This window comes from Mangrovibacter yixingensis (assembly GCF_020523985.1).
In the GTDB taxonomy this organism is placed as follows: Bacteria; Pseudomonadota; Gammaproteobacteria; order Enterobacterales; family Enterobacteriaceae; genus Mangrovibacter; species Mangrovibacter yixingensis.
Window position 1 is genome coordinate 1,621,555 of the sequence record NZ_JAIVKM010000001.1, and the last position, 24,094, is coordinate 1,645,648.

Here is a 24,094-nt window from a genome sequence, read left to right on the forward strand (position 1 = left end):
TATTATTCCTCCGGCATACCATAGCGCCCTAGAGTCAAGCGGTCGTTGTTCCCGTAATCTTTAACAGTCTCAATGTTGTTATAACCCGCGGCACTGAACAATGCCCGGACTGGTTCACCTTGCTTCCAGCCATGTTCGAGCAATAGCCAACCGCCGGGAATGAGCACACCACGAGCCTGCGACACCAGTTCAGCTAAATCTGCAAGCCCGTTGTCTTTTGCCACTAACGCACTGCGCGGCTCAAAGCGAACATCCCCTTGCACCAGATGCTCATCAGACTCATCAATATAGGGAGGGTTACTGACAACCAGGCTAAAACGTACAGACTTAATGGCGGAAAACCAGTTGCTCTGTAAAAACTGAGCATTAGAAATACTTGAACGCGCTGCGTTACGCCTGGCGAGTTCAACAGCCTCAGGGATAAGGTCCACCCCGGTTACCTGGCAGTCAGGGCGTTCACTGGCAATTGCCAGTGCAATCGCGCCGGTGCCCGTACCCGCGTCCAAAATTTGGCATGGCCCGGCAGGTATCCGCGCCAACGCTTGTTCAACCAGACATTCAGTATCGGGCCGTGGTATCAATGTATGCGGTGAAACATAGAGTGGTAACGACCAAAACTCACGCTCGCCAAGAATATAAGCAACTGGCTCGCCATTTATCCGGCGAGCCAGTAATGTTTCGACCTGTTGGTAGTGTTCCTGGCTAAGTTCCGTTTCACCAAATGCCAACAAGAAAGTGCGCCCTTTACCTGTTACGTGACTCAGTAATATTTCCGCGTCACGCCGCGGGCTGTCACTGCCACACAGGCGCTCAGCCGCACTGACAAGCCATTCACTAAGATCCATTATTCCTGCTCAGATAGTGCAGCAAGCTGGTCTGCCTGGTACTCTTGAATTACAGGCTCAATCAGCATATCCAGCTTACCTTCCATCACTTCGTCCAGACGATAAAGAGTGAGGTTGATACGGTGATCGGTCACCCTCCCCTGTGGAAAATTATAGGTCCGGTTGCGGTCAGAACGGTCCCCCGTTCCCAGCAGACTCCGCCGGGTCGAGGCTTCTTCTTGCTGACGTCGGGATTCTTCTTGTGCACGGATCCTCGCACCCAGCACGGATAATGCTTTCGCTTTGTTTTTGTGTTGGGAACGTTCATCCTGACATTCCACCACAATTCCCGTCGGTAAGTGAGTGATACGGATCGCGGAATCAGTGGTGTTTACGTGTTGCCCGCCCGCACCAGAAGAACGGAAGGTATCAATGCGCAAATCTCCAGGGTTAATATCTGGCATTTCCGCCTCAGGCAGTTCTGGCATAACTGCAACAGTGCAGGCCGAGGTATGAATGCGCCCCTGGGATTCCGTAGCAGGAACACGCTGAACGCGGTGCCCACCGGACTCAAACTTAAGCCGCCCATAAACGCCATCACCACTGACCCTGGCAATCACTTCTTTGTAGCCGCCATGTTCACCGTCATTGGCACTCATAATTTCAACCTGCCAACGGCGTGACTCGGCATAACGGCTATACATGCGGAACAAATCACCAGCAAAGATTGCTGCTTCATCACCACCAGTACCTGCGCGCACCTCTACAAATGCACTACGTTCATCGTCCGGGTCTTTAGGTAGCAACAGTAACTGGAGTTGTTGCTCCAGTATTTCCTGCTGCTGGCGAGCCTGGTCTAACTCTTCCTGCGCCATTTCGCGCATTTCAGGATCGCTCAGCATGCTTTCCGCTGTTTCAATATCTTCTGCGTTTTGCTGCCATTGCTGGAAACAACGCGACACATCAGCCAGTTGAGCATATTCACGCGACAGGGCCCGGAAACGATCCTGGTCCGCAATAGTAGCGGCATCGCCCAGCAACGCCTGAACTTCCTCGTGGCGCTCGTATAAGGCTTCCAGTTTGGCAACAATAGAAGGCTTCATGGATTGAAGATTACCTTTATAAAAAGAGAAATGAGAAAAGAACTAATCCAGCCCGAGGCTGTTGCGCAGGAGTTGCAGGCGTTCTTCATCGCCATCGCGGGCGGCCTGTTGTAAAGCTTTAGTTGGGGAATGGATCAGTTTTTGTGTCAGTTTACGGGCGAGGTCCTGAACCACAGCATTCGCATCTTCACCCTGAGCCAGGGCAGCGAGCGCACGTTCAGCCAGATCATCACGCACATGCTCAGCATGTGCACGGAAATCACGAATAGTTTCTGTCGCGCTTTGTGCACGCAACCACGACATAAATTCGCCAGTTTCTTGGGTAACAATAGCTTCGGCCTGCTGCGCTGCTGCCTGCCGTTGCGCCATGTTGTGCTCAATGATGGACTGGAGATCATCCACACTATAGAGATAAGCGTTGGGGACATTGCTTACTTCCGGCTCAACATCACGAGGGACGGCGATATCAACCAGCAATACCGGCTGATTTCTGCGTTTTTTCATCGCCCGCTCAACCATCCCTTTGCCGATAATGGGCAAAGGGCTGGCCGTAGAACTAATAATGATATCGGCCTGATATAACCGCTCATCCACTTCGCCAAGAGAGATAACCTCAGCCCCGACTTCCTGAGCCAGTAGCTGTGCTCTTTCCCTTGTACGGTTCGCGATTATCATCTGTTTGACTCTGTGTTCACGCAGATGCCTGGCAACCAGTTCGATGGTTTCGCCCGCGCCCACCAGCATTACAGTGACAGAAGCCAGAGACTCAAAAATTTGCCGCGCAAGCGTACAAGCAGCAAAAGCGACTGAGACAGCGCTGGCACCAATTTCTGTTTCAGTACGAACCCGTTTCGCCACAGAAAAAGACTTCTGGAACATTCTTTCCAGTTCGCCTGAAACCGAGTGTTCACGCTGAGAATCTGCGAACGCTTTTTTTACCTGGCCAAGAATTTGCGGTTCACCCAAAACCAGGGAATCCAGACCACTGGCAACTCGCATCAGGTGGCTTACCGCATCGTTATCTTTATGCCAGTAGAGGCTTTGCCGCACATCGGTTTCATTTAACTGGTGATAATCACACAGCCAGTGCACCAGTTGCTCTTGCAAGTCGCTTTGTTCTTCAACGCTCAAATACAGTTCTGTACGATTACACGTTGATAACACCACACCACCTTGTACCTTTGGCTGCGCAAGCAAACTATTGAGCGCATGATCAAGGGTCTCCGGCGTGAACGAAACACGTTCCCGCAATGAGACAGGGGCTGTTTTATGGTTAATACCTAACGCTAATAGAGTCATTTCTGGTGAGTAGTACCGACATTACTATGGCTTTCATTATGCATCATACAATATGCGTCATATCAATTAAAGTAAGCTACCGCTTTCGGAGTAATAGATAATTTCATGATTTATGACAACTTGCCCGTAGACGCTATGGCTCACTGGCGATAGCATGCGTGCAATTAACCGCAAAAGGGATGCCATTGTGATGACTTTTTCTTCTACCCGGCTGTTGCGCCTGGTCCCACTAGCCAGCCTGTTACTCACTGCCTGTGCGCTTAACGGCCCCCAAAAACCGGCGAAAAGCCCGGACTCCCCACAATGGGTTCAACGTGAAAACGCAATTAAATCTGTAACGCAATATCAAACTCGTGGTGCTTTTGCTTTTCTTACTGAACAGCAAAAAGTTTATGCGCGCTTTTTCTGGCAACAAACTGGTGCAGATAAGTACCGTCTGCTGCTTACTAACCCGCTGGGTAGTACCGAACTGGAGTTAAATGCCCAACCAGGCCAGGTGATTCTGGTTGATAACAAAGGCAAACGTTATGTTTCCGATGATGCCGAAGAGATGATTGAAAAACTGACAGGTATGTCGATTCCGTTGCAAAGCCTGCGTCAGTGGATGGTCGGTCTGCCCGGCGATGCTACCGATTATACTCTGGACAGCCAGTATCAGTTAAATTCACTTAATTACACAGTTAACGGCAAAACCTGGCACGTCACCTATTCAGGTTACAACACGAAAGTGACTCCTTCGATGCCAAACAATATGGAGTTAACGAATGGTGACCAGCGCATCAAACTGAAAATGGATAACTGGATTATTAAATGACAACATCCTGGCCTGCTCCCGCTAAACTGAATCTGTTTCTCTACATTACTGGCCGCCGCGCAGATGGTTACCACAATTTGCAAACGTTGTTCCAATTTCTGGACTATGGAGACACTGTCGGCATTACAGTAACGGATAATGGGCAGATACAGTTGCAAACACCGGTAACGGGTGTGCCTGAAGAAGAGAACCTGTTGGTGCGGGCCGGGCACTTGTTGTATGACTACGCTGTGCGCCAAAATCGAATCGCGCCTTCCTGTGGCGTGTTATTGTCCATAGACAAAAAACTCCCAATGGGTGGTGGGCTTGGCGGTGGTTCCTCCGATGCTGCCACTGTGCTGGTAGCGCTGAACGCGCTATGGCAGGCAAACCTTACTGAAGATGAATTAGCAGCGCTTGGTCTGCAACTGGGTGCCGATGTTCCTGTTTTTGTGCGCGGCCACGCAGCCTTTGCTGAAGGCATTGGTGAAAAGCTAACGCCTGCTAATCCCATAGAAAAATGGTATCTGGTTATTCACCCAGGAGTGAGCATACCCACACCAGTGATTTTCACTGATCCTGAGTTGCCCAGAAATACGCCATTAAGGTCTCTGGAAACGTTACTAAAATGTGAATTCAAGAATGATTGCGAAGTTATCGCAAGAAAACGTTTTGGCGAGGTTGATAGAGCGCTTTCCTGGCTGTTAGAATACGCGCCGTCGCGCCTGACTGGGACCGGTGCATGTGTTTATGCTGAATTTAACACAGAAACTGAGGCCCGCCAGGTTCTTGAGCAAGCCCCGCAATGGTTACAGGGTTTTGTGGCAAAAGGACAAAATCTTTCGCCACTCCTTCGCAGCCTTCGGGGAATCTGAGTGCAGGTGACAACGTCACCATTGTTCCAGACGTTGCATGCTGCGCTTAATTAATACACCGGATAGTGAAAAACTGCCCCCATAAGTTACTTTCACTGTCCCACACTGGACGCATGCCTGAGGTTCTTCTCGTGCCTGATATGAAGCTTTTTGCTGGTAACGCCACACCGGAACTAGCACAACGTATTGCCAACCGCCTGTATACTTCTCTCGGTGACGCAGCTGTAGGTCGTTTTAGCGACGGCGAAGTAAGTGTACAAATTAACGAAAATGTTCGCGGTGGTGATATTTTCATCATCCAGTCCACTTGTGCTCCCACCAACGATAATCTGATGGAGCTGGTTGTCATGGTCGACGCCCTGCGTCGTGCTTCTGCAGGTCGTATTACCGCCGTGATCCCCTACTTCGGTTATGCCCGTCAGGATCGTCGCGTGCGCTCCGCTCGTGTTCCTATCACAGCAAAAGTTGTTGCTGACTTCCTGTCCAGCGTTGGTGTTGACCGTGTTCTGACCGTCGACCTGCATGCTGAGCAAATTCAGGGTTTCTTTGATGTCCCAGTTGATAACGTTTTCGGTAGCCCAATTCTGCTCGAAGACATGCTGCAACTGGAACTGGATAACCCAATTGTGGTTTCTCCTGATATCGGTGGTGTGGTGCGTGCCCGTGCTATTGCGAAACTGCTGAACGATACCGATATGGCAATTATTGATAAACGTCGCCCGCGTGCTAACGTTTCTCAGGTAATGCACATTATTGGTGATGTTGCTGGCCGTGACTGTGTGCTGGTCGATGACATGATCGATACCGGTGGTACTCTGTGTAAAGCAGCTGAAGCGCTGAAAGAACGCGGTGCCAAACGTGTTTTCGCTTACGCCACCCATCCGATTTTCTCAGGTAACGCAGTAACGAACCTGAAAAACTCTGTCATTGATGAAGTGGTTGTGTGCGATACCATTCCTCTGGCTCCGGAAATCAAAGCATTGCCGAACGTACGTACTCTTACCTTGTCAGGCATGTTGGCTGAAGCTATTCGCCGTATCAGCAATGAAGAATCAATCTCTGCAATGTTTGAACATTGATAGCGAAATTTAAGTAAAACCCGCTCAGGCGGGTTTTTTTTGTTCCATAGTTATTTTGTAATACTAATTGCCTCCTTCACTGGTGTGACCACCTGGTGATGCGCATCTGGGTGCTGGATTGTGAAACGATCAATTTTTTCTCACCTTATGCCGTTCTATGCATTAAAAGAAGCATGTCTGCAGCAAAAATATACATTAGTGCGGTTTAATCGTGACCTGATAGCTGGCCTGACGGTTGGCATAATAGCCATACCATTGGCAATGGCTCTGGCTATTGGTAGTGGGGTTGCTCCACAATACGGGTTATATACATCAGCGATTGCCGGGATTGTCATTGCCATTACCGGTGGTTCACGGTTTAGTGTCTCCGGGCCAACGGCAGCATTTGTGGTAATCCTCTATCCGGTATCGCAACAATTTGGCCTGGCAGGCTTGTTGATTGCCACCATGCTCTCTGGCTTTTTCTTGATTTTATTTGGGCTGGCCCGTTTTGGCCGGCTCATTGAATACATTCCACTACCGGTTACTCTGGGTTTCACTTCGGGTATCGCCATCACCATTGCCACCATGCAAATCAAAGATTTCTTTGGTTTAACTCTGGCCCATGTCCCTGAGCATTACCTCAATAAACTCTTCGCACTGATAACTGCCCTTCCCACCCTTAACTGGGGCGATGCCCTGCCAGGGATTGTTACACTGGGTACGCTAATTCTGTGGCCGCGCTTAGGAGTCCGTTTGCCTGGTCATTTACCTGCACTGGTTGCCGGTTGCGCAGTTATGGCAGTGGTTAAAATGATGGGTGGGGATGTGGCAACCATCGGTTCGCGTTTTCACTACCTGCTGCCTGATGGCAGCCAGGGAAATGGTATTCCGCAGGTTTTACCTCAGCTAATGCTTCCCTGGACTCTGCCAGGTAGTAGCTTCACACTATCCTGGGCCACAATACAGGCCTTGCTACCTGCTGCCTTCTCAATGGCAATGCTGGGTGCCATTGAATCCCTGCTGTGCGCTGTTGTGCTCGATGGTATGACAGGGACCAAACATAATGCGAACAGTGAGTTACTCGGGCAGGGTTTTGGTAATGTAATTGCACCATTTTTCGGCGGTATTACCGCAACGGCGGCGATAGCCCGCTCTGCCGCTAATGTGCGTGCCGGTGCCACTTCACCTGTTGCCGCTATCATTCATGCTGTATTAGTGCTACTGGCGATTTTACTGCTTGCACCCTGGCTATCCTGGTTGCCTCTGGCATCAATGGCCGCTTTACTGCTAATCGTTGCCTGGAATATGAGCGAAGCACATAAAGTCATTAATTTATTTCGCCGGGCTCCACCGGATGACATTATCGTGATGCTTCTGTGTATGTCGCTCACGGTACTGTTCGATATGGTTATCGCCATCAGCGTGGGGATTGTGCTCGCTTCATTGTTATTTATGCGCCGCATAGCACAAATGACCCGGCTGGCTCCAGTTACTCAACCTTTCCCAGAAGCAGTCCTGGCCACTCGCATTACTGGCCCATTATTCTTCGCTGCAGCCGACGGCATTTTTGAGCAACTGGCAGTGCAACTGGCGGGTAAACGGGCGGTTGTGCTGAACTGGTACGGTGTCACCCTACTGGATGCTGGAGGGCTCGCAGCCCTTGAGAGGTTTATCAATCGCCTGCCTGAAGAGACAGAGTTACGGATTTGCGAACTGGGTTTTCAGCCATTACGAACTCTGGCTCGCGCGGGAGTAAAACCCATTGAGAGCAAGCTAACTTTCTTCGCCAGCTTTGAAGATGCAATAAAAGACATTCCTACCATGAAGTGATGTACTGAAACAACACGCCCCAGCAGAAACTCATGCTGGGGCGCAAAAAACCTGTAAAAATAATTAACTGTGGCGATGCTGTTTATGCTGGCAGCGTTTATCGAAATGACGAACCCACCAGTAACGATCCGCAACCGCCTCATGGCCGCTCACTCGAGCACCAACCAGCCAAAGAATAGCACCTGCGAATATGCCAAAAATAGCGCCATGGCCCAGCATCTCAGAAATATTCAGTTGAGGTAACTGATTCAGGACGGAAACACCAACCCCGGCAACCATCACCACGAGACCAAACCCCATTAAAAAATTGCCGAGTAACGAAGCGTTTTTACGTTTCATATGTCACCTCCGGTAAAAAAGTGGTTCGGTGGGGCTTCCCCCTCCTTTGGTTAAAGTATAAACAGAACATTCTCGCGTAGTGTGCGTACAGGATCACAATAATAACTTTAACATGACAAAATTTTACAAATAACTATTTGAATAAATGTATTTAATAATAATTAGCTCAATAAACTATCCGTTTTTACTCCCGTTATTTCCCTTTAAGTACGTTATCTGAGCGTGCTGTGAAAAATACACCAGCTAACAGAGCACACAACCTGAACGTACTTTGTCATCTACGCGCCGACCCGTTAAAATACGCCGCACTTATTTAATGCAGGAAGATGCATGTGGCTATTAAGTTAATTGTAGGGCTGGCGAACCCCGGCGCGGAATACGCCGCGACCCGCCATAATGCTGGTGCATGGTATGTTGATTTACTCGCACAACGTCATAACCAGTCTCTGAAAGATGACCCGAAGTTTTTTGGTTACTCTGCTCGTATTCAGATTAACGGGAATGATGTTCGATTGCTGGTTCCTACTACATTTATGAACCTGAGTGGCAAAGCAGTCCTGGCAATGGCGAGCTTTTACCGAATAATGCCAGATGAAATTTTGGTCGCACATGATGAGCTTGACCTGCCACCCGGCGTGGCGAAATTTAAAACAGGCGGTGGGCATGGCGGCCATAACGGCCTGAAAGATATTATCAGTAAACTGGGTAATAACCCCGGTTTTCATCGCCTGCGTGTTGGCATTGGCCACCCTGGCGATAAAAATAAAGTCACCGGTTTTGTGTTGGGGAAACCGCCATTATCTGAGCAACAGGCGATTGATGCAGCAATTGATGAAGCTGTTCGTTGTACCGATATTTTATTCAAAGATGGCCTCACCCTGGCAACAAACCGCCTGCACGCCTTCAAAGGCTAATTCTTTGTAATACTCAGGCGCAGTTACCAACTACGCCATACATGCAATTGCAGCCCTTACGCTGCGCTTTGTGTGTATAATAGGTATCAGACTGTTTTATTCTTCATCAGGTTAATTATAACCCTTTGATTTAAGTGATTAAGGTGATCTAAACCATGGGATTCAAATGCGGTATTGTCGGCTTGCCGAACGTGGGTAAGTCCACATTGTTCAACGCACTCACTAAAGCGGGAATTGAAGCCGCAAACTTTCCGTTTTGCACCATTGAGCCAAACACTGGTGTTGTGCCCATGCCAGACCCGCGCCTGGATAAACTGGCAGAAATTGTAAAACCACAGCGCATTCTGCCCACCACAATGGAATTTGTTGATATCGCCGGTCTGGTTAAAGGCGCATCCAAAGGTGAAGGCCTTGGTAACCAGTTCCTGACGAACATCCGTGAAACTGAAGCGATCGGCCACGTTGTGCGTTGTTTTGAGAATGACAATATCATCCATGTGAACAACAAAGTTGACCCTGCTGATGATATTGACGTTATTAATACTGAACTGGCGCTGTCTGACCTCGACACTTGCGAACGTGCCATTCATCGCGTTCAGAAAAAAGCGAAAGGCGGAGATAAAGACGCCAAAGCTGAACTGGCAGCACTGGAAAAATGCCTGCCACATCTGGAAAACGCCGGGATGTTGCGCGCCCTCAAAACGCTGACAGATGAAGACAAAGCGGCAATCAAATACCTGAGCTTCCTGACGCTGAAACCGACAATGTATATTGCCAACGTCAACGAAGATGGTTTTGAAAATAACCCATATCTGGACAAGGTGAAGGAAATTGCCGCAGCAGAAGGCTCTGTCGTGGTTGCCGTGTGTGCTTCTGTTGAATCAGACATCGCAGAACTGGATGACGAGGAACGCGACGAGTTTATGGCAGAACTGGGGCTGGAAGAGCCTGGTCTTAACCGTGTAATTCGCGCAGGCTACGAATTACTTAACCTGCAAACCTACTTCACTGCTGGTGTGAAAGAAGTCCGTGCATGGACTATACCGGTTGGTGCTACTGCTCCACAGGCGGCAGGTAAAATCCATACCGACTTCGAAAAAGGCTTTATCCGCGCACAAACCATCGCTTATGAAGATTTTATTACTTATAAGGGTGAACAGGGTGCGAAAGAAGCCGGTAAAATGCGCGCTGAAGGGAAAGACTATATCGTTAAAGATGGCGATGTTATGAACTTCCTGTTTAACGTGTAAATATAATTTATCGTCTTTTGAGGTTTCGCTGAATCTCATAAGAATCGCAAAGCCCTATAAAATCCACGCAATTGCGTGGATTTTTTTCAATGCACGGTGCTATCAGTTTGAACTCAACGGGTAAACCATCAGTTTGCGTTGGGTGAGTATCCAGTGGTAATACTTACCGTGGCTTTGGTATGGTATTAGCCGGTTGTGGCCAAAACAACTCGATGCTTTTTGTCCGGCTTAAAGGCTGGAGTAAGCGCCCCCAGGAGCGGCAAAGTGTTCAGACAATAGCCGCACGCTCAATGGCCTATTTGCCATACTCAAAGATGCCTGCGCATCATTCAGATTTTCATTTTATTAATATCAAAGTCTTCTATACCGCTAGGTTTCGCTTTCAACTGTAATAGCTGGCAGCGGAAGTACTGGATTTGCAGTAGATATCTTTGACAACCCGGCCTGCTTCGGCGCACTTCAGCACGGTGATAATCAGTTACTCAGTTAATCGAGCTTGTGCATGTCTCTCTGCCTAAAGGGCATATTCAACATGCCGGAAGATCTCTGAATGTGAACAGTTCGTTTTACTGGGTACTTACATATACACACGATGCGTTGGCACACTAAATGAACAATCTGGCTATCGGCGGCAACGCATTGACAAATGCAACATTGTTTAAAACCCATTAAAAGTGTGATGTGAATCACACTAATTCTTGTCGACGAGCGTATTTTTTGATTCGAAGGGTTTCTGAGACAGAAACTTATTAGGTTACAACAGGAGCAGTTTCGAATGTCTAAGAATAAAAAAACAAGTAAAGAAGTGGCTTCCAAGGCAAATGGGCAACTTAAAGACCCTAAATCAACCCCGAATCAGAAGTCTGTAGCTGAGTCTGCAGTAAGTCAGGCACCTGACAAGAAGAAAAAGAAATAAACTATCAGGTTATGAAACTGGAGGTAAAGCCTCCAGTTTCAGTCATCTAAAGAGTGACCTTACTGTTAATCTCCCCAATACAACCTGCCTATGCATCAGTGAAATTTCTCCAGGCCTGAATGCAGGAGATTTTGCTGAACCAGTGACACCGCTGCCGGGACGCAGCCAGGAATTCGGTATCACTAAAACCTCAGGAAGTTAGCCAGCAACACAGCCATCAATAGCTCAGCTTAAAGGTGTAGGCGAACGCCAGGCCGAGGTCGAAACACCAGGGCACAGGATGCACAATAACCAGACCGTCTTCGAACTCAAATGGCACCGGGAGTTGCTGCCCCTGGCACAGTAATGTGCAGGCGGTAGGAACAGCACCGGTAACAATACGTAAAGAGAGCGGCTGGGTAGGCCAGTCGGTGGCAATCAGGTAGTCATCTCCTCCCACAGAGGTCAGAAATGTGTGCTCATCAATGCTCTCTAAGCGAGTGCAGATTTCACTGCCATAAATCGCTTCACCGTTCACCGCCATCCAGCGGCCAATATCCCGTAACCGTTCCTGCTGTATCACAGGAATACGGCCATCTGCCGTGGGGCCAACGTTTAACAAAAAGTTACCCCCTTTGGAAACTATGCCAACAAGCTGCACAATGAGCTGTTGCGAAGTACAGTAGTCTTCCAGTTGTTCAGCACGGTTATAGCCGTATGATTTACCGATACCGCGGCTCTCTTCCCAGGGGTGAAGCTTGCCAAACCCCTCTTTGTCGTTGTATTCGGTGCTGTAATAATCCCCATGTTCACCTGGCATTTCTTTGCAGAAGCGGTCGTTGACCACCACTTCGTCTTTATTGGGCGCCTCATTATACAGCCAGCTCAGAAACTCTTTGGTTTGGCTATACTCTTCGCTAAAGTCCCACTCGCCGCCATCGGAGAAAATCAGGCACGGCTGATAATTGGTGACCAGTTCTTTTAACTGCGGAATCAGAATTTCATCAGGGTAACTTTGTTCAGCAATACCAAATTTTTCGCGGTCACGTTGCGGGATAAAATAACCGCTTTCTGGCCGATGACTGGAGTTGGTTTCCCAATCAACACTGGAGTAGTACACACCCATTTTCAGCCCACAGTCCCGCACGGCATGGGTGATATCGCCAAGCAAGTCGCGCTTCGGCCCTGTGTCGCCGCTGTTCCACCCTTTTTTGTGGCGGTTTTCAGTCGGCCACAGACAAAAACCGTCATGATGTTTTGTCGTCAACACCACATATTTTGCCCCAGAGGATTTAAACAGCTCGGCCCAGGCCTCTGGCTGGAACAGTTCGGCTTTAAACTGTGGGGCAAAATCACGATAGAGGAAATCGGGAGCGTAGTTTCTTTGGTGGAAATCATCGTCATTATTACGATACTGCCCATACACACTGGCGTAATACCACTCGGCATAAGAGCCAAACAGGGTATTATTAATTTTCCGCCATGAAGGCACTGAGTAGACTCCCCAGTGGATAAAAATGCCGAACTTGGCGTCATTATACCATTGAGGCATCTCGCGGCTATCGAGGCTGGCCCAGTCAGGCTGATAGGTTTTATTGCTCATTAATTGATGTTCCACTTTGTACTTCGGTTTAGAGCCTGATTAATCAGGCTCTGCCAATATTCGTTATTACTCCACAGAGACCTGCTCAAAGCGGTGACCGCCAACTGGCGAAATCATATAACCTTTTACTTTGTCACTAATGGGTTCATACACCGTTGAATGGCCAATCATTACAGCCGGAACCTGTTGTGCCATCAACTGCTGTGCCTGCTGGTAGAGCTGGCGGCGCTGGGCATGGTCCGGCTGACTCCGCGCGGTGTTGATCAGCGATTCGAAAGATTTATTGCACCAGCGCGAATAGTTCGCTCCACCGCTTACAGCCGCACAACTAAATAGCGGGCTAAAGAAGTTGTCAGGATCGCCATTATCGCCTCCCCAACCGATCAAAATCGCCTGGTGATCACCCTGTGATGCGCGTTTCAGGTATTCCCCCCATTCATAGGTAACGATTTTGGCCTTTACCCCAACCGCGGCCCAGTCGGCCTGGATCATTTCCGCCATCCGACGCGCATTCGGGTTATAAGGACGCTGAACTGGCATAGCCCAAAGTTCAGTGCTAAAACCCTTGGCATAGCCCGCTTCAGCAAGCAATTTGCGGGCTTTGTCCGGGTTGTAATCATTGCTTTCTTTATTCGGCATGTAGCCCCACATTGATGGCGGTAACAAACTGCTGGCTATCTGGCCCGTGCCCTGGTAAACCGCTTTGATAATATCGGGTTTGTTGATAGCCAACGCCAGCGCCTGGCGAACTTTCAGGTTATCAAATGGCTTCTTCTCGACATTGAATGACAGATAACCCGTGTTCAGGCCCGCCTGGTGGAGCAGAGTAATGTGCGCGTCTTTTTTGATAGACGGAATGTCCGCAGGATTCGGCGAGGTCATTATCTGGCATTCGTTTTTTTGCAGTTTAGCGAAGCGCACCGAGGCATCGGGCGTAATGCTGAAAACCAGGCGATCTATTTTATTTTTCTTTCCCCAGTAACCGGCAAAAGACTTGTACAGGATGCGTGAATCCTTCTGGTACTGAACGAGCTGAAATGGCCCGGTGCCAATGGGTTCAAGATCGAGTTTCTCTGGTGTTCCCGCCTTCATCATTTTATCGGCATATTCAGCCGAAGTAATCGATGCGAATCCCATCGCTAAATCTGCAAGGAACGGCACTTCCGGATGAAAAAGAGTGAAAACCACTCGCCTGTCGTCCAGTTTATGTACGCTGACAATCAGTTTATCCAGCCCCATGCCAGTGAAATAAGGGTAGTCACCGCCAGAAACCTTATGCCAGGGTGAGGACGCGTCTTTCTGGCGCATAAAACTGAACACCACGTCATCGGCATTGAAATCCCGGGTCGGGGTAAAGTCTTTATTGCTTTGCCATTTCACATGCTCACGCAGGTAAAACGTGTAGGTCTTACCATCAGGGCTAACATCCCAGCGCTCCGCAAGCGAGGGGATCAGTTCTGTTGTACCGTATTTAAAATCCATTAGCCGGTTGTATATAGGGTTAGCGCTGGCGTCATTAGTCACCCCGGTGGAAAAGAGCTGTGGATTAAACCCTTCAGGCGATGCCTCAGAACAGTAGACCAGGGTTTTCGCCTGTAATGCCGGCGCGATAGCCAGTGAGGCAACAAATGCAGGCAGCATTAATGCGTATTTTGTTTTACTCATAATACTCGACATCCTTTCGTCAATTTATACGCGTTTTTGCGAGATAGAATCGAATAACATCGCACGGCGGTTATCCAGCGCGACGAAAATGGTCTCTCCAGCTCGTGCACCGGAGCGCCTGGTGGTAAATAACATAATGTCATGGCCATACAGCGTGCCGTGAATCAGCTCAGATAGCCCAGTAGGTTCAACGAGTGATACTTGCAGTGGATGCGCATCCGCCGCGTCGGGACTGGCGAGGCTGATATTCTCAGGACGAATACCGTAAATCACCTCACGTCCGCTTGCTTGTTCCGCCCATTGTGGATTAAGCGGTAACTGAATATTGTCGCCAATAGAAATACCCTCGCCGCTGGTTTGGCCTTCAATGAAATTCATTGGCGGCGAGCCAATAAAACTGGCGACAAATTTATTGGCTGGTGTGTCATACAACTCCAGCGGCGTGCCCACCTGCTGAATGACCCCGTGGTTGAGCACTACAATTCTGTCGGCAAGGGTCATTGCTTCCACCTGATCGTGGGTAACGTAGACAATGGTGTTATTCATCTGTTGGTGTAGTTTTTTAATTTCTACCCGCATATGCCCGCGCAGCTGTGCATCGAGATTCGACAGCGGTTCATCGAACAGAAACACCTTCGGTTGACGAACGATCGCCCTGCCCATCGCAACGCGCTGCCGCTGGCCGCCAGAAAGCTCTTTTGGCCGCCGTTCCAGCAAATGGCTGAGGCTGAGAATTTCCGCCGCCCGACGTACCTTTTCGTCGATTTCGGCACGCGGGCGTTTCTTAATTTCCAGGCTAAACCCCATGTTACGTGCCACGGTCAGGTGGGGATAAAGCGCATAGCTCTGAAATACCATTGAAATGTCGCGATCTTTTGGCGGGACATCGTTCATTAGCTTATTGTCAATATGGATATCACCGCTGCTTGCCAGCTCAAGGCCTGCAATAGTGCGCAATAGTGTCGATTTCCCGCAACCAGACGGGCCAACCAGCACCACAAATTCACCATCCTGAATGGTGAGATTAATGTCGCGTAACACTTCGACATTGCCATAGCGCTTGTCGATTTGTTCCAGCGTAATTTCAGCCATCATTTACCCCTTAACCGCACCTGCGGTGAGTCCCTGAACTAAATAGCGTTGAATAACCGCAAAAAACAGACAGGCTGGAATCAGCGCCAGTACCGCCGCAGCCATCATCTCTCCCCAAGAAACCGCAAATTTAGAAACGAAGCTGAGTAGCCCGACAGGAAATGTCATCACCTCGTTCTTATTGATTAACATCAGCGAGAACAGCAATTCGCTCCAGGCAGCAGTAAAGACAAAGCCCAGCGTCGCTGCCATTCCCGGCAGTGTCAGTGGCATCAGCACGCGATACAGCGCCTGAAAACGAGTACAACCTTCCAGCATTGCCGACTCTTCCAGGTCTTTCGGGATGGCATCGAAAAACGACTGCATTAAAAACGTTGCGAAAGGCACATTAAACGCGGTGTAAATGAGGATTAAACCGGACAGGCTGTTAGTGAGCCCAAGTGGTGCCATCACGCGATAGATTGGCGCAATAATCATCACCAGTGGAAACATCTGGGTGAACAGCAGCAGCGCGGCAATAGCTATCTTGCCGCGAAACTGAAAACGTGAAAACGCATAGCCAGCAGCCGCGGCAATCAGTGAAGTCAGTAGCGCAGTCACCAGCGACACTATCAGGCTATTGGTAAAGAACGTTGGAAAATCGCTGTCCGTGAGCACCTTACTAAAATGGCTAAGCGTCAGCCCTCCCGGCAGCAAAGTGACCCCCTTACTGAATAGCAACTGATCCGGCGTGACAGCAATTTTGATGATCCAGTAGAGTGGAAACAGCGCGAACAGCAGATATGCCACAATACTAAGGCGATGCCCGATGAGCGGTAACAGTCGCATGATTCCTCCTTACTTCAGCAGTTGATGACGAATACGCAGCAGCACCAACGCATAACAAGTCATTAGCAGCAGCAGAAACACAGCCATCGCCGAGGCGTAACCAAAATCAAGCTTGCGGTAGGCGGTGGTGAAGATGTAGCTGGATAAAATGGAAGTGGAGCCCGCCGGGCCGCCATCGGTCATTACCACGATCAAATCTGCAAAGTTGGCAATCCAGATGGTGCGCAACATCACAGTTATGGCAATCATCGGCGCAAGGAATGGCAAGGTCACACGGCGAAATTGCTGCCAGCCGCTGGCCCCGTCCATGGCTGCTGCTTCGTATAAATCCTTTGGAATGGATTGCAGCGCAGCCAACAAGGTGATGGCAAAAAAAGGAATACCGAACCAGACGTTGGCTATCACCGGCCCCCACATCGCCAGGTGTGGATCGGACAATATGTTGTAGGGTTGACTCAGGATCCCTAAATCACTTAACCACTGCGGCAGCGGCCCAACTACTGGGTTGAATAACCATGACCATGTCAGGCCAGAGAGAAATGCCGGTACAGCCCACGGCAGAAACACCAGTGCCTGTACCCAGCGGCGAAAACGAAATTCCCTGTTGAGCAACAGCGCCAGCAGCAGCCCGAAAACGAACTGCAACAGGAGTGAACTCAGCGTCCAGTTAAGAGTGTGGCCCAGCGCTTTAAAAAAGCGCCGGTCATCGAGCATGGCAGAAAAATTATCCCAGCCCACCCAGCCGCTATCCATTGGGTTTAGCAAGTTCATGCTTTGAAACGCATACGAGATACCGACCGCCATAGGAACAAAGATAAATACGGCGATCAGCACCAGACCTGGAGACAAATAGTACCAGGGTTCCAGCACCCGCGACCATTTCTGAAAACCCTTACGCGTGTTCCTGGCTGGCAAAGAAGTATCAAGCATTGTCATCGTTCCCCCTTCCCCTTCAGGCGGTTATTTCTGCGCTGCAAGCCAGGCTTTCTGGTCTTTCGTGAGGTATTTCGCCCACGCTTTCACCATGCTTTCAGTGTCGTTTTCTCCCAGCAGAGTCTCCTGTGAGCTTTCTTTGACGAGCACTGAGTTGAAGTACCCCCAGCCTTTCAGATGGGTAGGCATAGTCAAAGGGACATAGTTGGGATCGTTAAGCTCTTTAAACCAACCAGAAAATTGCGGGGTTTTATAAAAGGGGTCCTGTTCAGCACCTTGATAAATCGGTAGCGTGCCAACAAATTTGGCCCACGCCAGATTGTTGGTTTTATTGCTGAGAAAAGTTATCAAAGACCAGGCAAGATCCTTCTGTTTACCCTGCTTGAACATCGCCCAGCCGGTGTAACCAATAGTCGGGAAAGCTTTACCCGATGGGCCTACAGGCATAGGGGCGACGGCGAAGTCATCCGCTGGCATACTCTTTTTGATGGCGATTAGCGCATCCGGATCCTGGTCGAGCATCGCGCATTTCCCGGAATAGAAGGCGGAGACTATCTCGTTGAAGCCCCAGTTAATGCTATCTTTTGGTGCTCCGCCTTGCTGGTACATATCCACCAGAAGTTGCGCACCTTTGACGGCACCAGGCTGCGTTAAGGTGCTGTTGCCATCTTTATCAAAAAACGCAGGCGAACCGTTCATGGCCGTCATAAACATCATCCAGGCATTGGTGCCACCCACACCGCCACGCAAACAGTAACCGCTAATACCGTTACCTAACGCACTAATCCGCTTAGCATCGTTGAAAAAGTCCTCCATGGTTTTCGGCGGTTCACTGAGGCCTGCCTGCTGGAACAGTTTCTTATTCCAGAACAGCGCCCGCATATAGAACCCATAAGGGATCATGGTGGCCTTGCCGTTAGCAGCACGTGCCATCGCTAAGGTTTTCGCGGTGAGTTGCCCGGTTCCTTCCCAATTTTTCAACCGTGGTTCGAGATTTTCCAACATGTTATTGCTGGCATACAGACCTTGCCAGGTATCAGGCATCTCCACCACATCAGGCACTTCACCGCTCTGCAGCATGGTGCCAAGTTTTTCAAAAGCCTGCCCCCAGGGAAGGGAAATCAGTTCGATTTCCGTACCCGGATGCTGCGCTTTATATTCGCCGAGCATTTTCTGTAGCAACTCGGTACGCGGCGGGCTGGTGATCACTTCAACCACGGTCAGTTTGGCGGCCAGGCTGCTCATCGCCACAGTCAGTCCTGTTGCCAGAATCAGCGCTTTCAGCGTGAAGGTATGTGTCATTGCATTCTCTCCTGGGTAGTTTATGCGTGAGTTGCAGCGGTGAGTGCTTGTTGCAGATCGGCCCACAAATCCTCGGTATCTTCCAGGCCGACTGAAATGCGGATTAAGCGTGGTGAAACGCCAAAGTCGACCGCGGAATTAAATTCGCTATCCTGGTTGATAACAGAAATGGCAGGCATCACCAGGCTTTCAAATCCCCCCCAGCTCACCCCCATATGGAACAGTTGTAAGGCGTTGCACAGCTGTGGAATATCGACAGATTCCGCCACGGCAAAGGAAAATAACCCACTGTAGCCAGTCAGGGTTGACCAGGACGGCGGTTGCAGACCGGGGTGATAAACGTCGGTCACAAGCGGATGTTCATGGAGTTTTTTCGCCAGCGCCAGCGCGCTAGCGTGATGCTGCTTCATTCGGAGCGGAAGTGTCCGTAGCCCACGCATTAGCAATGACGCTTCCTGGGCCGACAGCTTGCCCCCAAGGAACGGGCTTATGTGGCGGCTGATGTGGGCAATGTGCTGCTTGTTGGCAATCACCAGCCCCGCGACTACGTCACTATGGCCGCTGATGTATTTCGAGGCCGAGTGCACAACGATATCGATGCCACAAGCCAGCGGTTGCTGGAACAGTGGCGATGCCCAGCTGTTATCAATGATAGTGGTGACCCCGGCTTCACGTGCCAGGGTAGCGAGCTGTATAAGGTTCTGTTCACTCATCACCCAGCTGGACGGGCTTTCCAGATACAATAAGCTGGCGCCGGGCAGTGCAGCACGAATTGCTTCAGGGTCATCACCATCGACGAATTCAGTTTCAATCCCAAAGCGCAGGCAGAATCCACGCAAGAAGCGGTAAGTGTCGGGGTAGACATGATTAATGCAGACAACTTTTGCGCCAGGCGTGGCCACGCTCAAGATAGCATTACTAATTGCTGCCATTCCGCTACTGAAGGCGAGGCAAGCTTCACCGCCCTCCAGCTCCGCCACTTTATCCTGCAGCACTTTTACTGTTGGGTTATCGACACGGGAGTAAAGTGGTTGATCGCTCTCGCCACGAAAACGCGCGATCATGCTGTCATAGTCGCTGAAGGTGAAGAGCGATGATTGATAAATCGGTGTTGATACGGCTCCGTTTTCATGGCGCTGATCATGGGCGAGTAAGGTTTGTTTCTTGAATGGTTTAGCGTTTGGCATTAATCACATCCTTCATGTCGCGTTCAGTGATATCAAGAATCTGGTGGCAGATAGCGCGCGCAGCTTTGCTATCACGCTGGTGAATGGCGTTGAAAAGTTCACGATGCAACGGTAAGGAGTCGGCAAACAACGCCTGCTCTGGCGGCGATTCAAAAAAGGCGTGTAGTGAGTCGTAGATCCCGTTCAGCATCTGCAGCAGTAATGGGTTACCGGCTGCACGGTAAATGCTGGAGTGAAACGCCCAGTCTTCCGCACCGGCCGTTCCCACCGACAAGTGCACACGTTCCACCTCATTAAGGCACCGTTCTATGCTGGCAAGATCTTCCGCAGTGGCACGCTGTGCCGCCAGCGCACAGCATTCCGACTCAATAACGCGGCGTACTTCCAGCGCATGCAGCATATTGGCCGAGTCGTTTTTAAAGCGCAGTGAGAGAAAGCTATCGTTGATGCCGACATCCACTTGCAGGAAAGTGCCACTCCCTTTTTTGCGCAGGATAATACCCAACGCTTCCCAGCGCTTTAGGGCTTCACGCACCGTGTTGCGGCTGACACCTAACTTCTCCGCGAGTACCCGTTCAGGGGGCAGGCGGCTGCCAGGTTGGGCGCCTGATTGAGCGATATAGCGCGTCAACGCATCGAGGATAAGTGTGTCTATCTGCGGTGTGGAAATCGGGTGAAGCTCTGAGGGTGTCTCCATCGCTCTGCCTTAATTGGTCCAACATCTCTACCAATTAAGCAATAAGCACGCCATATTTTTCCTCACTGAATTTAAAGGAGTTTTTTAAATCATCACGCTGTGGCTGATTATTTTTGGTGCAAAATCATCAAGTTTGCACCAGTAGGTTCACTGTACAGACCGGGTGTTGAAGGATAAGTGTTAAAGGCCAGCTCTGGAATGCATCATGTGGGGATGCCGGGTTGGAATGGATTAATGATTGTGTTCGGAACCAGTATGCAGGGTAATGACAAAACGGTTAAAAATGGCGGGATCACCGAACACATAATACTTAGATTTCAGATACCAGAGACTCCATAAAGCATTTTAATGCCGTGGTTACATGAGCATCTCTTCTGCGTACAAATAACGTGGGGACGTGAGCAATTGAAGGGGCAATTTCATGTATGCCAAATCGTACCTGTAAGTCAGAACGTACCACAATTGATCGAGGTAATAGCGTTATACCTACACCAGCACTCACACACCCCATCATACCGTCAAGAGAACCCAGCTCCAGGCGCTGAAATGCGGGCCTGCCAATATAAACTAAAAATTGCTCCAGCCGTTGTCTGTAAGCACAACCTTGTTTAAACATCAGCGCAGTAATATCTTGCTTCTCGCTGATTAGTTGGTCAATGGATGTGTAATGCGGCGGCGTTATCAGCACTAATTCTTCTTCAAAAACCTTTTCAGCGACTAATAACGGATGTTCAAGTGGACCAGCAATAAATGCACCATCGACTTCATTATTCAGTACATTATCAACCAGACAGGCAGTGGCATTTATTTTCATTGCCAGGTTTACTGCCCGATAACGCTCTCTAAAGCTTGCAAGAATATCAGGCAACCTGACCGCCAATGTCGTCTCCATGGAACCAATCGCAAGCGTCCCTTTTGGTTCACCTTCATCACGGGCAACCTTAGCGGCTTCATCAAGAAGCGTTAACGCCTGTTGAACATAAGGCAGAAAGCGGACGCCTGCCAGGGTAAGTGTTACCCCCCTACTGTGGCGATCCAAAAGAGGCAAACCAATATGTTCTTCCAGAGAACGAATACGGTTAGTGACATTTGACTGAACGGTATTCAGTTCCCTTGCCGCGGCAGTAATGCTTGCGCACCTTGCCACGGCTGAAAACGTCAGCAAATCACAGATTTTCATTTTCACCTCCCATCTCAAAATTTATGCTTATTTACTTTTATCCATCGCGAAACCAGATGGTTATTGCAACATACAGGCCAGAGACAGAGTTAATAATTAATCATCTGAAATAAACGGAATAAAAGCCCACTCAAGTAATTGCCAAACAACAATTTGCACCACAACAGTGCCCCTGGTTATTTATTTGAGCGCTGTGGTCTGCCTAACAACGGGTTTCCTCAACAAGACACCAGTAACTCAGTTAACAGAGTGTCCGATTTGTCTACATACTATTTTTTGTCAGCCATTCTGGTTTATCACTTCCTGGTGATGGAGGAGGACATCGCCACTGACATGGTGTTTCTGACATCCAAAGCACCGGCCCCAGGCTTTTTAAGCCACCATAGCAGGTATCTTCATCGCAGATGGCTAACTCTTCAAACTCAGCTGGCGTCAAGCGCCCCTGGGCATGTTGAAACGCCTCCAGCACCCCTTGCCGTTGCAGCAGCATTGCAGACTGGCACAGTGAAACTTGCACTCGATAGCTTCCTCCCTCTTGTGCCCTGCGGGCCAGGGCAACCAGCCCACCAAAGGTTGCAAGGAAGCCTGTAAGAAAGTCGCAAGTAAAAACCGGCATCAGCTTAGGCGAGCCATTTCCATTTAATTTGCCCTCTGTGTCGCAGATACCGGTCACCGCCTGGGCAACCTGATCCCACCCAGCCCATGATGCAAAAGGGCCACCAGAACCAAAGCAGTTAACCGAAATATGAATCAACCCAGGTCGTATCTTCATCAGTTCTTCAACCCCAAACCCATTGGCGTCAAGCCGTCCTGGCCGGTAGCCATCAATAAAAACATCACTCTCACCCACTAACGTCTTGAGCTGTTGTGCTTGCAGTGGATTGTCGATATCCAGGAAACAACTTCTTTTGCCATGACTGGTATCACGAACAAAAGCCGGTATCTGAGGTAGGTGGGGAGCCGTAACCATCAACACATCTGCGCCATGTTCAGCAAACCCAATCCCGGCAGTGGGCCCGGCAAGAATGCGGGTTAAATCTAAAACTTTTATTCCAGATGCAGGTAAGTGCCCTTCAGGTAAAGGTTCAGGAGCACCATCAGCCACCCGCGTTATTTCCACTACCGGCCGGGAAGCAAGATAAGCACCCTGTGGATGTTGTAACCACTCTTCTGGCGTTCTGACCATACCACCGCAAGCAAACATGGCTGCAACAGCCTCTTCTAGTTCACCAGCATTCCACTTGCTCACACCTTCGCTAACAGACTCTGGCGTGCTGCTACACTGCAGAACATCCAGTATTTTTCTCTCCAGATGTGGCAGATTCGTGTGTGGCAGGAACCAGCGCCCATCGGCGGCTTGCCATGGCTGGGTAAGAGAGACCATATGTTTCATGGCCCTGGACACCGGTATAGGGTGAAATACCCCCTTATGATCACGCAGTTGCGTCATATCACCTCCTGCCAGTGAGGTTGCAGCGGCTGCGCGAGTATTAATGTGTATTTTCTGCCTTCTCCCTGTTTTCAATTCCCACAGATCATTGGCGGCAACACCCCGGGCTGCGAGCACTGCTGCGGCCGTCTCGCCCACTTTAAAAGGTGTCTGAAAAACAGGGGCTCCATCTGTTACCGTCACTTCATCTTTATCCAGAGCCTTTCCTCCCCGGATTGCCATTAGTTCAGCAAAAGCACTGGAGTCGTTAGTAAAATTGTTATGCATAATCAATAACCTCAAATTTCAATTCAGCACAGCTTATTTAACGCAGCACTGTGTCAGCAAAGACCGGGCAAAAAATTCAGCTAATTTTTGTCATTGGCTGAAGGGCGGGTTCGCGCTCCAGCAAAGAAGCCACAATACAAACTACAAATGCCAGGGGAACGGTGATAATTGCAGGTGGGTCGATAGCAAATATTGGCGCAGTATGGCCCAGCATTTTGACCCAAACAGAGGGGCCGGGCACAGTCAGAATCAGTGAAAATAACAGGCCAGCAGAACCACCCCACACTGCTCCGCGAGAAGTTAAGCGCCGCCAGTAAATAGCAAGTAATAACACCGGAAATGTGGATGAACATGAGATGGAGAATGCCAGGCTAATCATGTAAGCAATATTTTGCCCTTTAAAAGCGATACCAAGCATTACAGCCAGCCCACCCAAGAAAACTACCGCCCATTTCATTAGCTTCATTTCATTCTTTTCATTACCAGGCTTCTGTGCGCTCAAACAGCCATAAATGTCATGGCTGATAGCCGACGCGCCGGAAAGCGTTAGCCCTGCAACAACCGCAAGAATGGTTGAGAATGCTACTGCAGAAAGAAAGCCGAACAATGGTGCACCATGCATCAATATAGTGCGACACTAGTGCCTTTATGGTGCAATGAATTATTGAAATTGGCGTTATCATAAATAAGCGCAAACGTATAAAAAT

22 protein-coding genes are annotated in these 24,094 nt (G+C 49.5%); 7 read left to right on the forward strand and 15 right to left on the reverse strand.

What is annotated here, in order from left to right:
• Positions 1-2: 2 nt before the first annotated feature.
• The 3 genes from prmC to hemA are packed head-to-tail and all read right to left on the reverse strand — an operon-like array spanning position 3 to position 3,226.
• Positions 3-845 carry a peptide chain release factor N(5)-glutamine methyltransferase gene (gene prmC / locus LC084_RS07515; RefSeq protein ID WP_226570563.1) on the reverse strand — a complete coding sequence of 281 codons (843 nt, stop codon included), beginning with the start codon at positions 843-845 and terminating at the stop codon, positions 3-5.
• A complete protein-coding gene (gene prfA, locus LC084_RS07520) occupies positions 845-1,927 on the reverse strand; it encodes a peptide chain release factor 1 (protein ID WP_226570564.1) in 1,083 nt (360 codons plus the stop codon). Before prfA ends, prmC begins: the two co-directional genes overlap by 1 nt.
• A 42-nt stretch (positions 1,928-1,969) precedes the next feature.
• Positions 1,970-3,226: a glutamyl-tRNA reductase gene (gene hemA, locus LC084_RS07525; protein ID WP_226570565.1), complete on the reverse strand. Its 1,257-nt coding sequence runs from the start codon at positions 3,224-3,226 to the stop codon at positions 1,970-1,972.
• Positions 3,227-3,416: 190 nt separating this feature from the next.
• Between hemA and lolB the strand changes: the two genes are divergently transcribed.
• The 4 genes from lolB (at position 3,417) to dauA (ending at position 7,785) form a co-directional block, all read left to right on the forward strand.
• A complete protein-coding gene (lolB, locus tag LC084_RS07530; protein WP_226571165.1) occupies positions 3,417-4,040 on the forward strand; it encodes a lipoprotein insertase outer membrane protein LolB in 624 nt (207 codons plus the stop codon).
• On the forward strand, positions 4,037-4,894 hold the full coding sequence (gene ispE / locus LC084_RS07535; protein WP_226570566.1) for a 4-(cytidine 5'-diphospho)-2-C-methyl-D-erythritol kinase: 858 nt from the start codon (positions 4,037-4,039) through the stop codon (positions 4,892-4,894). The genes lolB and ispE overlap by 4 nt, the downstream gene beginning before the upstream one ends.
• Before the next feature lie 131 nt (positions 4,895-5,025).
• The gene (gene prs / locus LC084_RS07540; protein WP_146211492.1) at positions 5,026-5,973 is read left to right on the forward strand and encodes a ribose-phosphate diphosphokinase; all 948 of its coding nucleotides are present in this window, start codon (positions 5,026-5,028) and stop codon (positions 5,971-5,973) included.
• 120 nt (positions 5,974-6,093) lie between these two features.
• Entirely contained in the window at positions 6,094-7,785 is a 1,692-nt protein-coding gene (dauA, locus tag LC084_RS07545; RefSeq protein WP_226570567.1) for a C4-dicarboxylic acid transporter DauA, read from the forward strand.
• 63 nt (positions 7,786-7,848) lie between these two features.
• On the opposite strand, the gene ychH is transcribed toward dauA, so the two are convergent.
• Entirely contained in the window at positions 7,849-8,124 is a 276-nt protein-coding gene (ychH, locus tag LC084_RS07550) for a stress-induced protein YchH (protein ID WP_226570568.1), read from the reverse strand.
• 332 nt (positions 8,125-8,456) lie between these two features.
• Here ychH and pth point away from each other — a divergent pair, with 332 nt between their 5' ends.
• The 3 genes from pth to LC084_RS07565 all read left to right on the forward strand — a co-directional run bounded on the left by pth (position 8,457) and on the right by LC084_RS07565 (position 11,204).
• Positions 8,457-9,038, forward strand: coding sequence for an aminoacyl-tRNA hydrolase (gene pth / locus LC084_RS07555; protein ID WP_226570569.1), 582 nt, complete (start codon positions 8,457-8,459; stop codon positions 9,036-9,038).
• Between the two features lie 155 nt (positions 9,039-9,193).
• Positions 9,194-10,288 carry a redox-regulated ATPase YchF gene (gene ychF / locus LC084_RS07560; RefSeq protein ID WP_226570570.1) on the forward strand — a complete coding sequence of 365 codons (1,095 nt, stop codon included), beginning with the start codon at positions 9,194-9,196 and terminating at the stop codon, positions 10,286-10,288.
• A gap of 775 nt (positions 10,289-11,063) precedes the next feature.
• The gene (locus LC084_RS07565; RefSeq protein ID WP_226570571.1) at positions 11,064-11,204 is read left to right on the forward strand and encodes a hypothetical protein; all 141 of its coding nucleotides are present in this window, start codon (positions 11,064-11,066) and stop codon (positions 11,202-11,204) included.
• Positions 11,205-11,421: 217 nt separating this feature from the next.
• Here LC084_RS07565 and LC084_RS07570 read toward each other — a convergent pair whose 3' ends face one another.
• From LC084_RS07570 to LC084_RS07620, 11 genes are all read right to left on the reverse strand, one after another.
• Positions 11,422-12,786 carry an alpha-L-fucosidase gene (locus LC084_RS07570; RefSeq protein WP_226570572.1) on the reverse strand — a complete coding sequence of 455 codons (1,365 nt, stop codon included), beginning with the start codon at positions 12,784-12,786 and terminating at the stop codon, positions 11,422-11,424.
• A 66-nt stretch (positions 12,787-12,852) separates the two neighbouring features.
• Positions 12,853-14,463 carry an ABC transporter substrate-binding protein gene (locus tag LC084_RS07575; RefSeq protein ID WP_404808338.1) on the reverse strand — a complete coding sequence of 537 codons (1,611 nt, stop codon included), beginning with the start codon at positions 14,461-14,463 and terminating at the stop codon, positions 12,853-12,855.
• 12 nt (positions 14,464-14,475) lie between these two features.
• Positions 14,476-15,543 carry an ABC transporter ATP-binding protein gene (locus LC084_RS07580; RefSeq protein ID WP_226571166.1) on the reverse strand — a complete coding sequence of 356 codons (1,068 nt, stop codon included), beginning with the start codon at positions 15,541-15,543 and terminating at the stop codon, positions 14,476-14,478.
• A 3-nt stretch (positions 15,544-15,546) separates the two neighbouring features.
• On the reverse strand, positions 15,547-16,371 hold the full coding sequence (locus LC084_RS07585) for a carbohydrate ABC transporter permease (protein ID WP_036107412.1): 825 nt from the start codon (positions 16,369-16,371) through the stop codon (positions 15,547-15,549).
• Between the two features lie 9 nt (positions 16,372-16,380).
• Positions 16,381-17,307 carry a carbohydrate ABC transporter permease gene (locus LC084_RS07590; protein ID WP_226570574.1) on the reverse strand — a complete coding sequence of 309 codons (927 nt, stop codon included), beginning with the start codon at positions 17,305-17,307 and terminating at the stop codon, positions 16,381-16,383.
• 24 nt (positions 17,308-17,331) lie between these two features.
• On the reverse strand, positions 17,332-18,606 hold the full coding sequence (locus tag LC084_RS07595) for an ABC transporter substrate-binding protein (protein ID WP_226570575.1): 1,275 nt from the start codon (positions 18,604-18,606) through the stop codon (positions 17,332-17,334).
• Between the two features lie 20 nt (positions 18,607-18,626).
• A complete protein-coding gene (locus LC084_RS07600) occupies positions 18,627-19,793 on the reverse strand; it encodes a PLP-dependent transferase (RefSeq protein ID WP_226570576.1) in 1,167 nt (388 codons plus the stop codon).
• A complete protein-coding gene (locus tag LC084_RS07605; RefSeq protein WP_226570577.1) occupies positions 19,780-20,490 on the reverse strand; it encodes a FadR/GntR family transcriptional regulator in 711 nt (236 codons plus the stop codon). Before LC084_RS07605 ends, LC084_RS07600 begins: the two co-directional genes overlap by 14 nt.
• Positions 20,491-20,800: 310 nt before the next feature.
• Positions 20,801-21,670, reverse strand: a complete 870-nt coding sequence (locus LC084_RS07610) for a LysR family transcriptional regulator (RefSeq protein WP_226570578.1) — start codon at positions 21,668-21,670, stop codon at positions 20,801-20,803.
• Between the two features lie 262 nt (positions 21,671-21,932).
• Positions 21,933-23,387, reverse strand: a complete 1,455-nt coding sequence (locus tag LC084_RS07615; protein WP_226570579.1) for a CoA transferase — start codon at positions 23,385-23,387, stop codon at positions 21,933-21,935.
• 76 nt (positions 23,388-23,463) lie between these two features.
• Complete coding sequence (locus LC084_RS07620; protein ID WP_264193414.1) at positions 23,464-23,994, reverse strand: sodium:solute symporter family transporter; 531 nt, start codon at positions 23,992-23,994, stop codon at positions 23,464-23,466.
• Between the last annotated feature and the right edge of the window lie 100 nt (positions 23,995-24,094).

Bases quoted from the DNA above. Each gene is read 5' to 3' on its own strand.
- ychF (WP_226570570.1), top strand. From the start codon at position 9,194: ATGGGATTCAAATGCGGTATTGTCGGCTTGCCGAACGTGGGTAAGTCC.
- prfA (WP_226570564.1), bottom strand. From the start codon at position 1,927: ATGAAGCCTTCTATTGTTGCCAAACTGGAAGCCTTATACGAGCGCCAC.
- LC084_RS07600 (WP_226570576.1), bottom strand. From the start codon at position 19,793: ATGCCAAACGCTAAACCATTCAAGAAACAAACCTTACTCGCCCATGAT.
- prmC (WP_226570563.1), bottom strand. From the start codon at position 845: ATGGATCTTAGTGAATGGCTTGTCAGTGCGGCTGAGCGCCTGTGTGGC.
- ispE (WP_226570566.1), top strand. From the start codon at position 4,037: ATGACAACATCCTGGCCTGCTCCCGCTAAACTGAATCTGTTTCTCTAC.
- LC084_RS07615 (WP_226570579.1), bottom strand. From the start codon at position 23,387: ATGCATAACAATTTTACTAACGACTCCAGTGCTTTTGCTGAACTAATG.
- LC084_RS07605 (WP_226570577.1), bottom strand. From the start codon at position 20,490: ATGGAGACACCCTCAGAGCTTCACCCGATTTCCACACCGCAGATAGAC.
- LC084_RS07570 (WP_226570572.1), bottom strand. From the start codon at position 12,786: ATGAGCAATAAAACCTATCAGCCTGACTGGGCCAGCCTCGATAGCCGC.
- LC084_RS07580 (WP_226571166.1), bottom strand. From the start codon at position 15,543: ATGGCTGAAATTACGCTGGAACAAATCGACAAGCGCTATGGCAATGTC.
- LC084_RS07565 (WP_226570571.1), top strand. From the start codon at position 11,064: ATGTCTAAGAATAAAAAAACAAGTAAAGAAGTGGCTTCCAAGGCAAAT.
- hemA (WP_226570565.1), bottom strand. From the start codon at position 3,226: ATGACTCTATTAGCGTTAGGTATTAACCATAAAACAGCCCCTGTCTCA.
- LC084_RS07610 (WP_226570578.1), bottom strand. From the start codon at position 21,670: ATGAAAATCTGTGATTTGCTGACGTTTTCAGCCGTGGCAAGGTGCGCA.
- LC084_RS07595 (WP_226570575.1), bottom strand. From the start codon at position 18,606: ATGACACATACCTTCACGCTGAAAGCGCTGATTCTGGCAACAGGACTG.
- lolB (WP_226571165.1), top strand. From the start codon at position 3,417: ATGACTTTTTCTTCTACCCGGCTGTTGCGCCTGGTCCCACTAGCCAGC.
- LC084_RS07585 (WP_036107412.1), bottom strand. From the start codon at position 16,371: ATGCGACTGTTACCGCTCATCGGGCATCGCCTTAGTATTGTGGCATAT.
- LC084_RS07575 (WP_404808338.1), bottom strand. From the start codon at position 14,463: ATGTCGAGTATTATGAGTAAAACAAAATACGCATTAATGCTGCCTGCA.
- ychH (WP_226570568.1), bottom strand. From the start codon at position 8,124: ATGAAACGTAAAAACGCTTCGTTACTCGGCAATTTTTTAATGGGGTTT.
- LC084_RS07590 (WP_226570574.1), bottom strand. From the start codon at position 17,307: ATGACAATGCTTGATACTTCTTTGCCAGCCAGGAACACGCGTAAGGGT.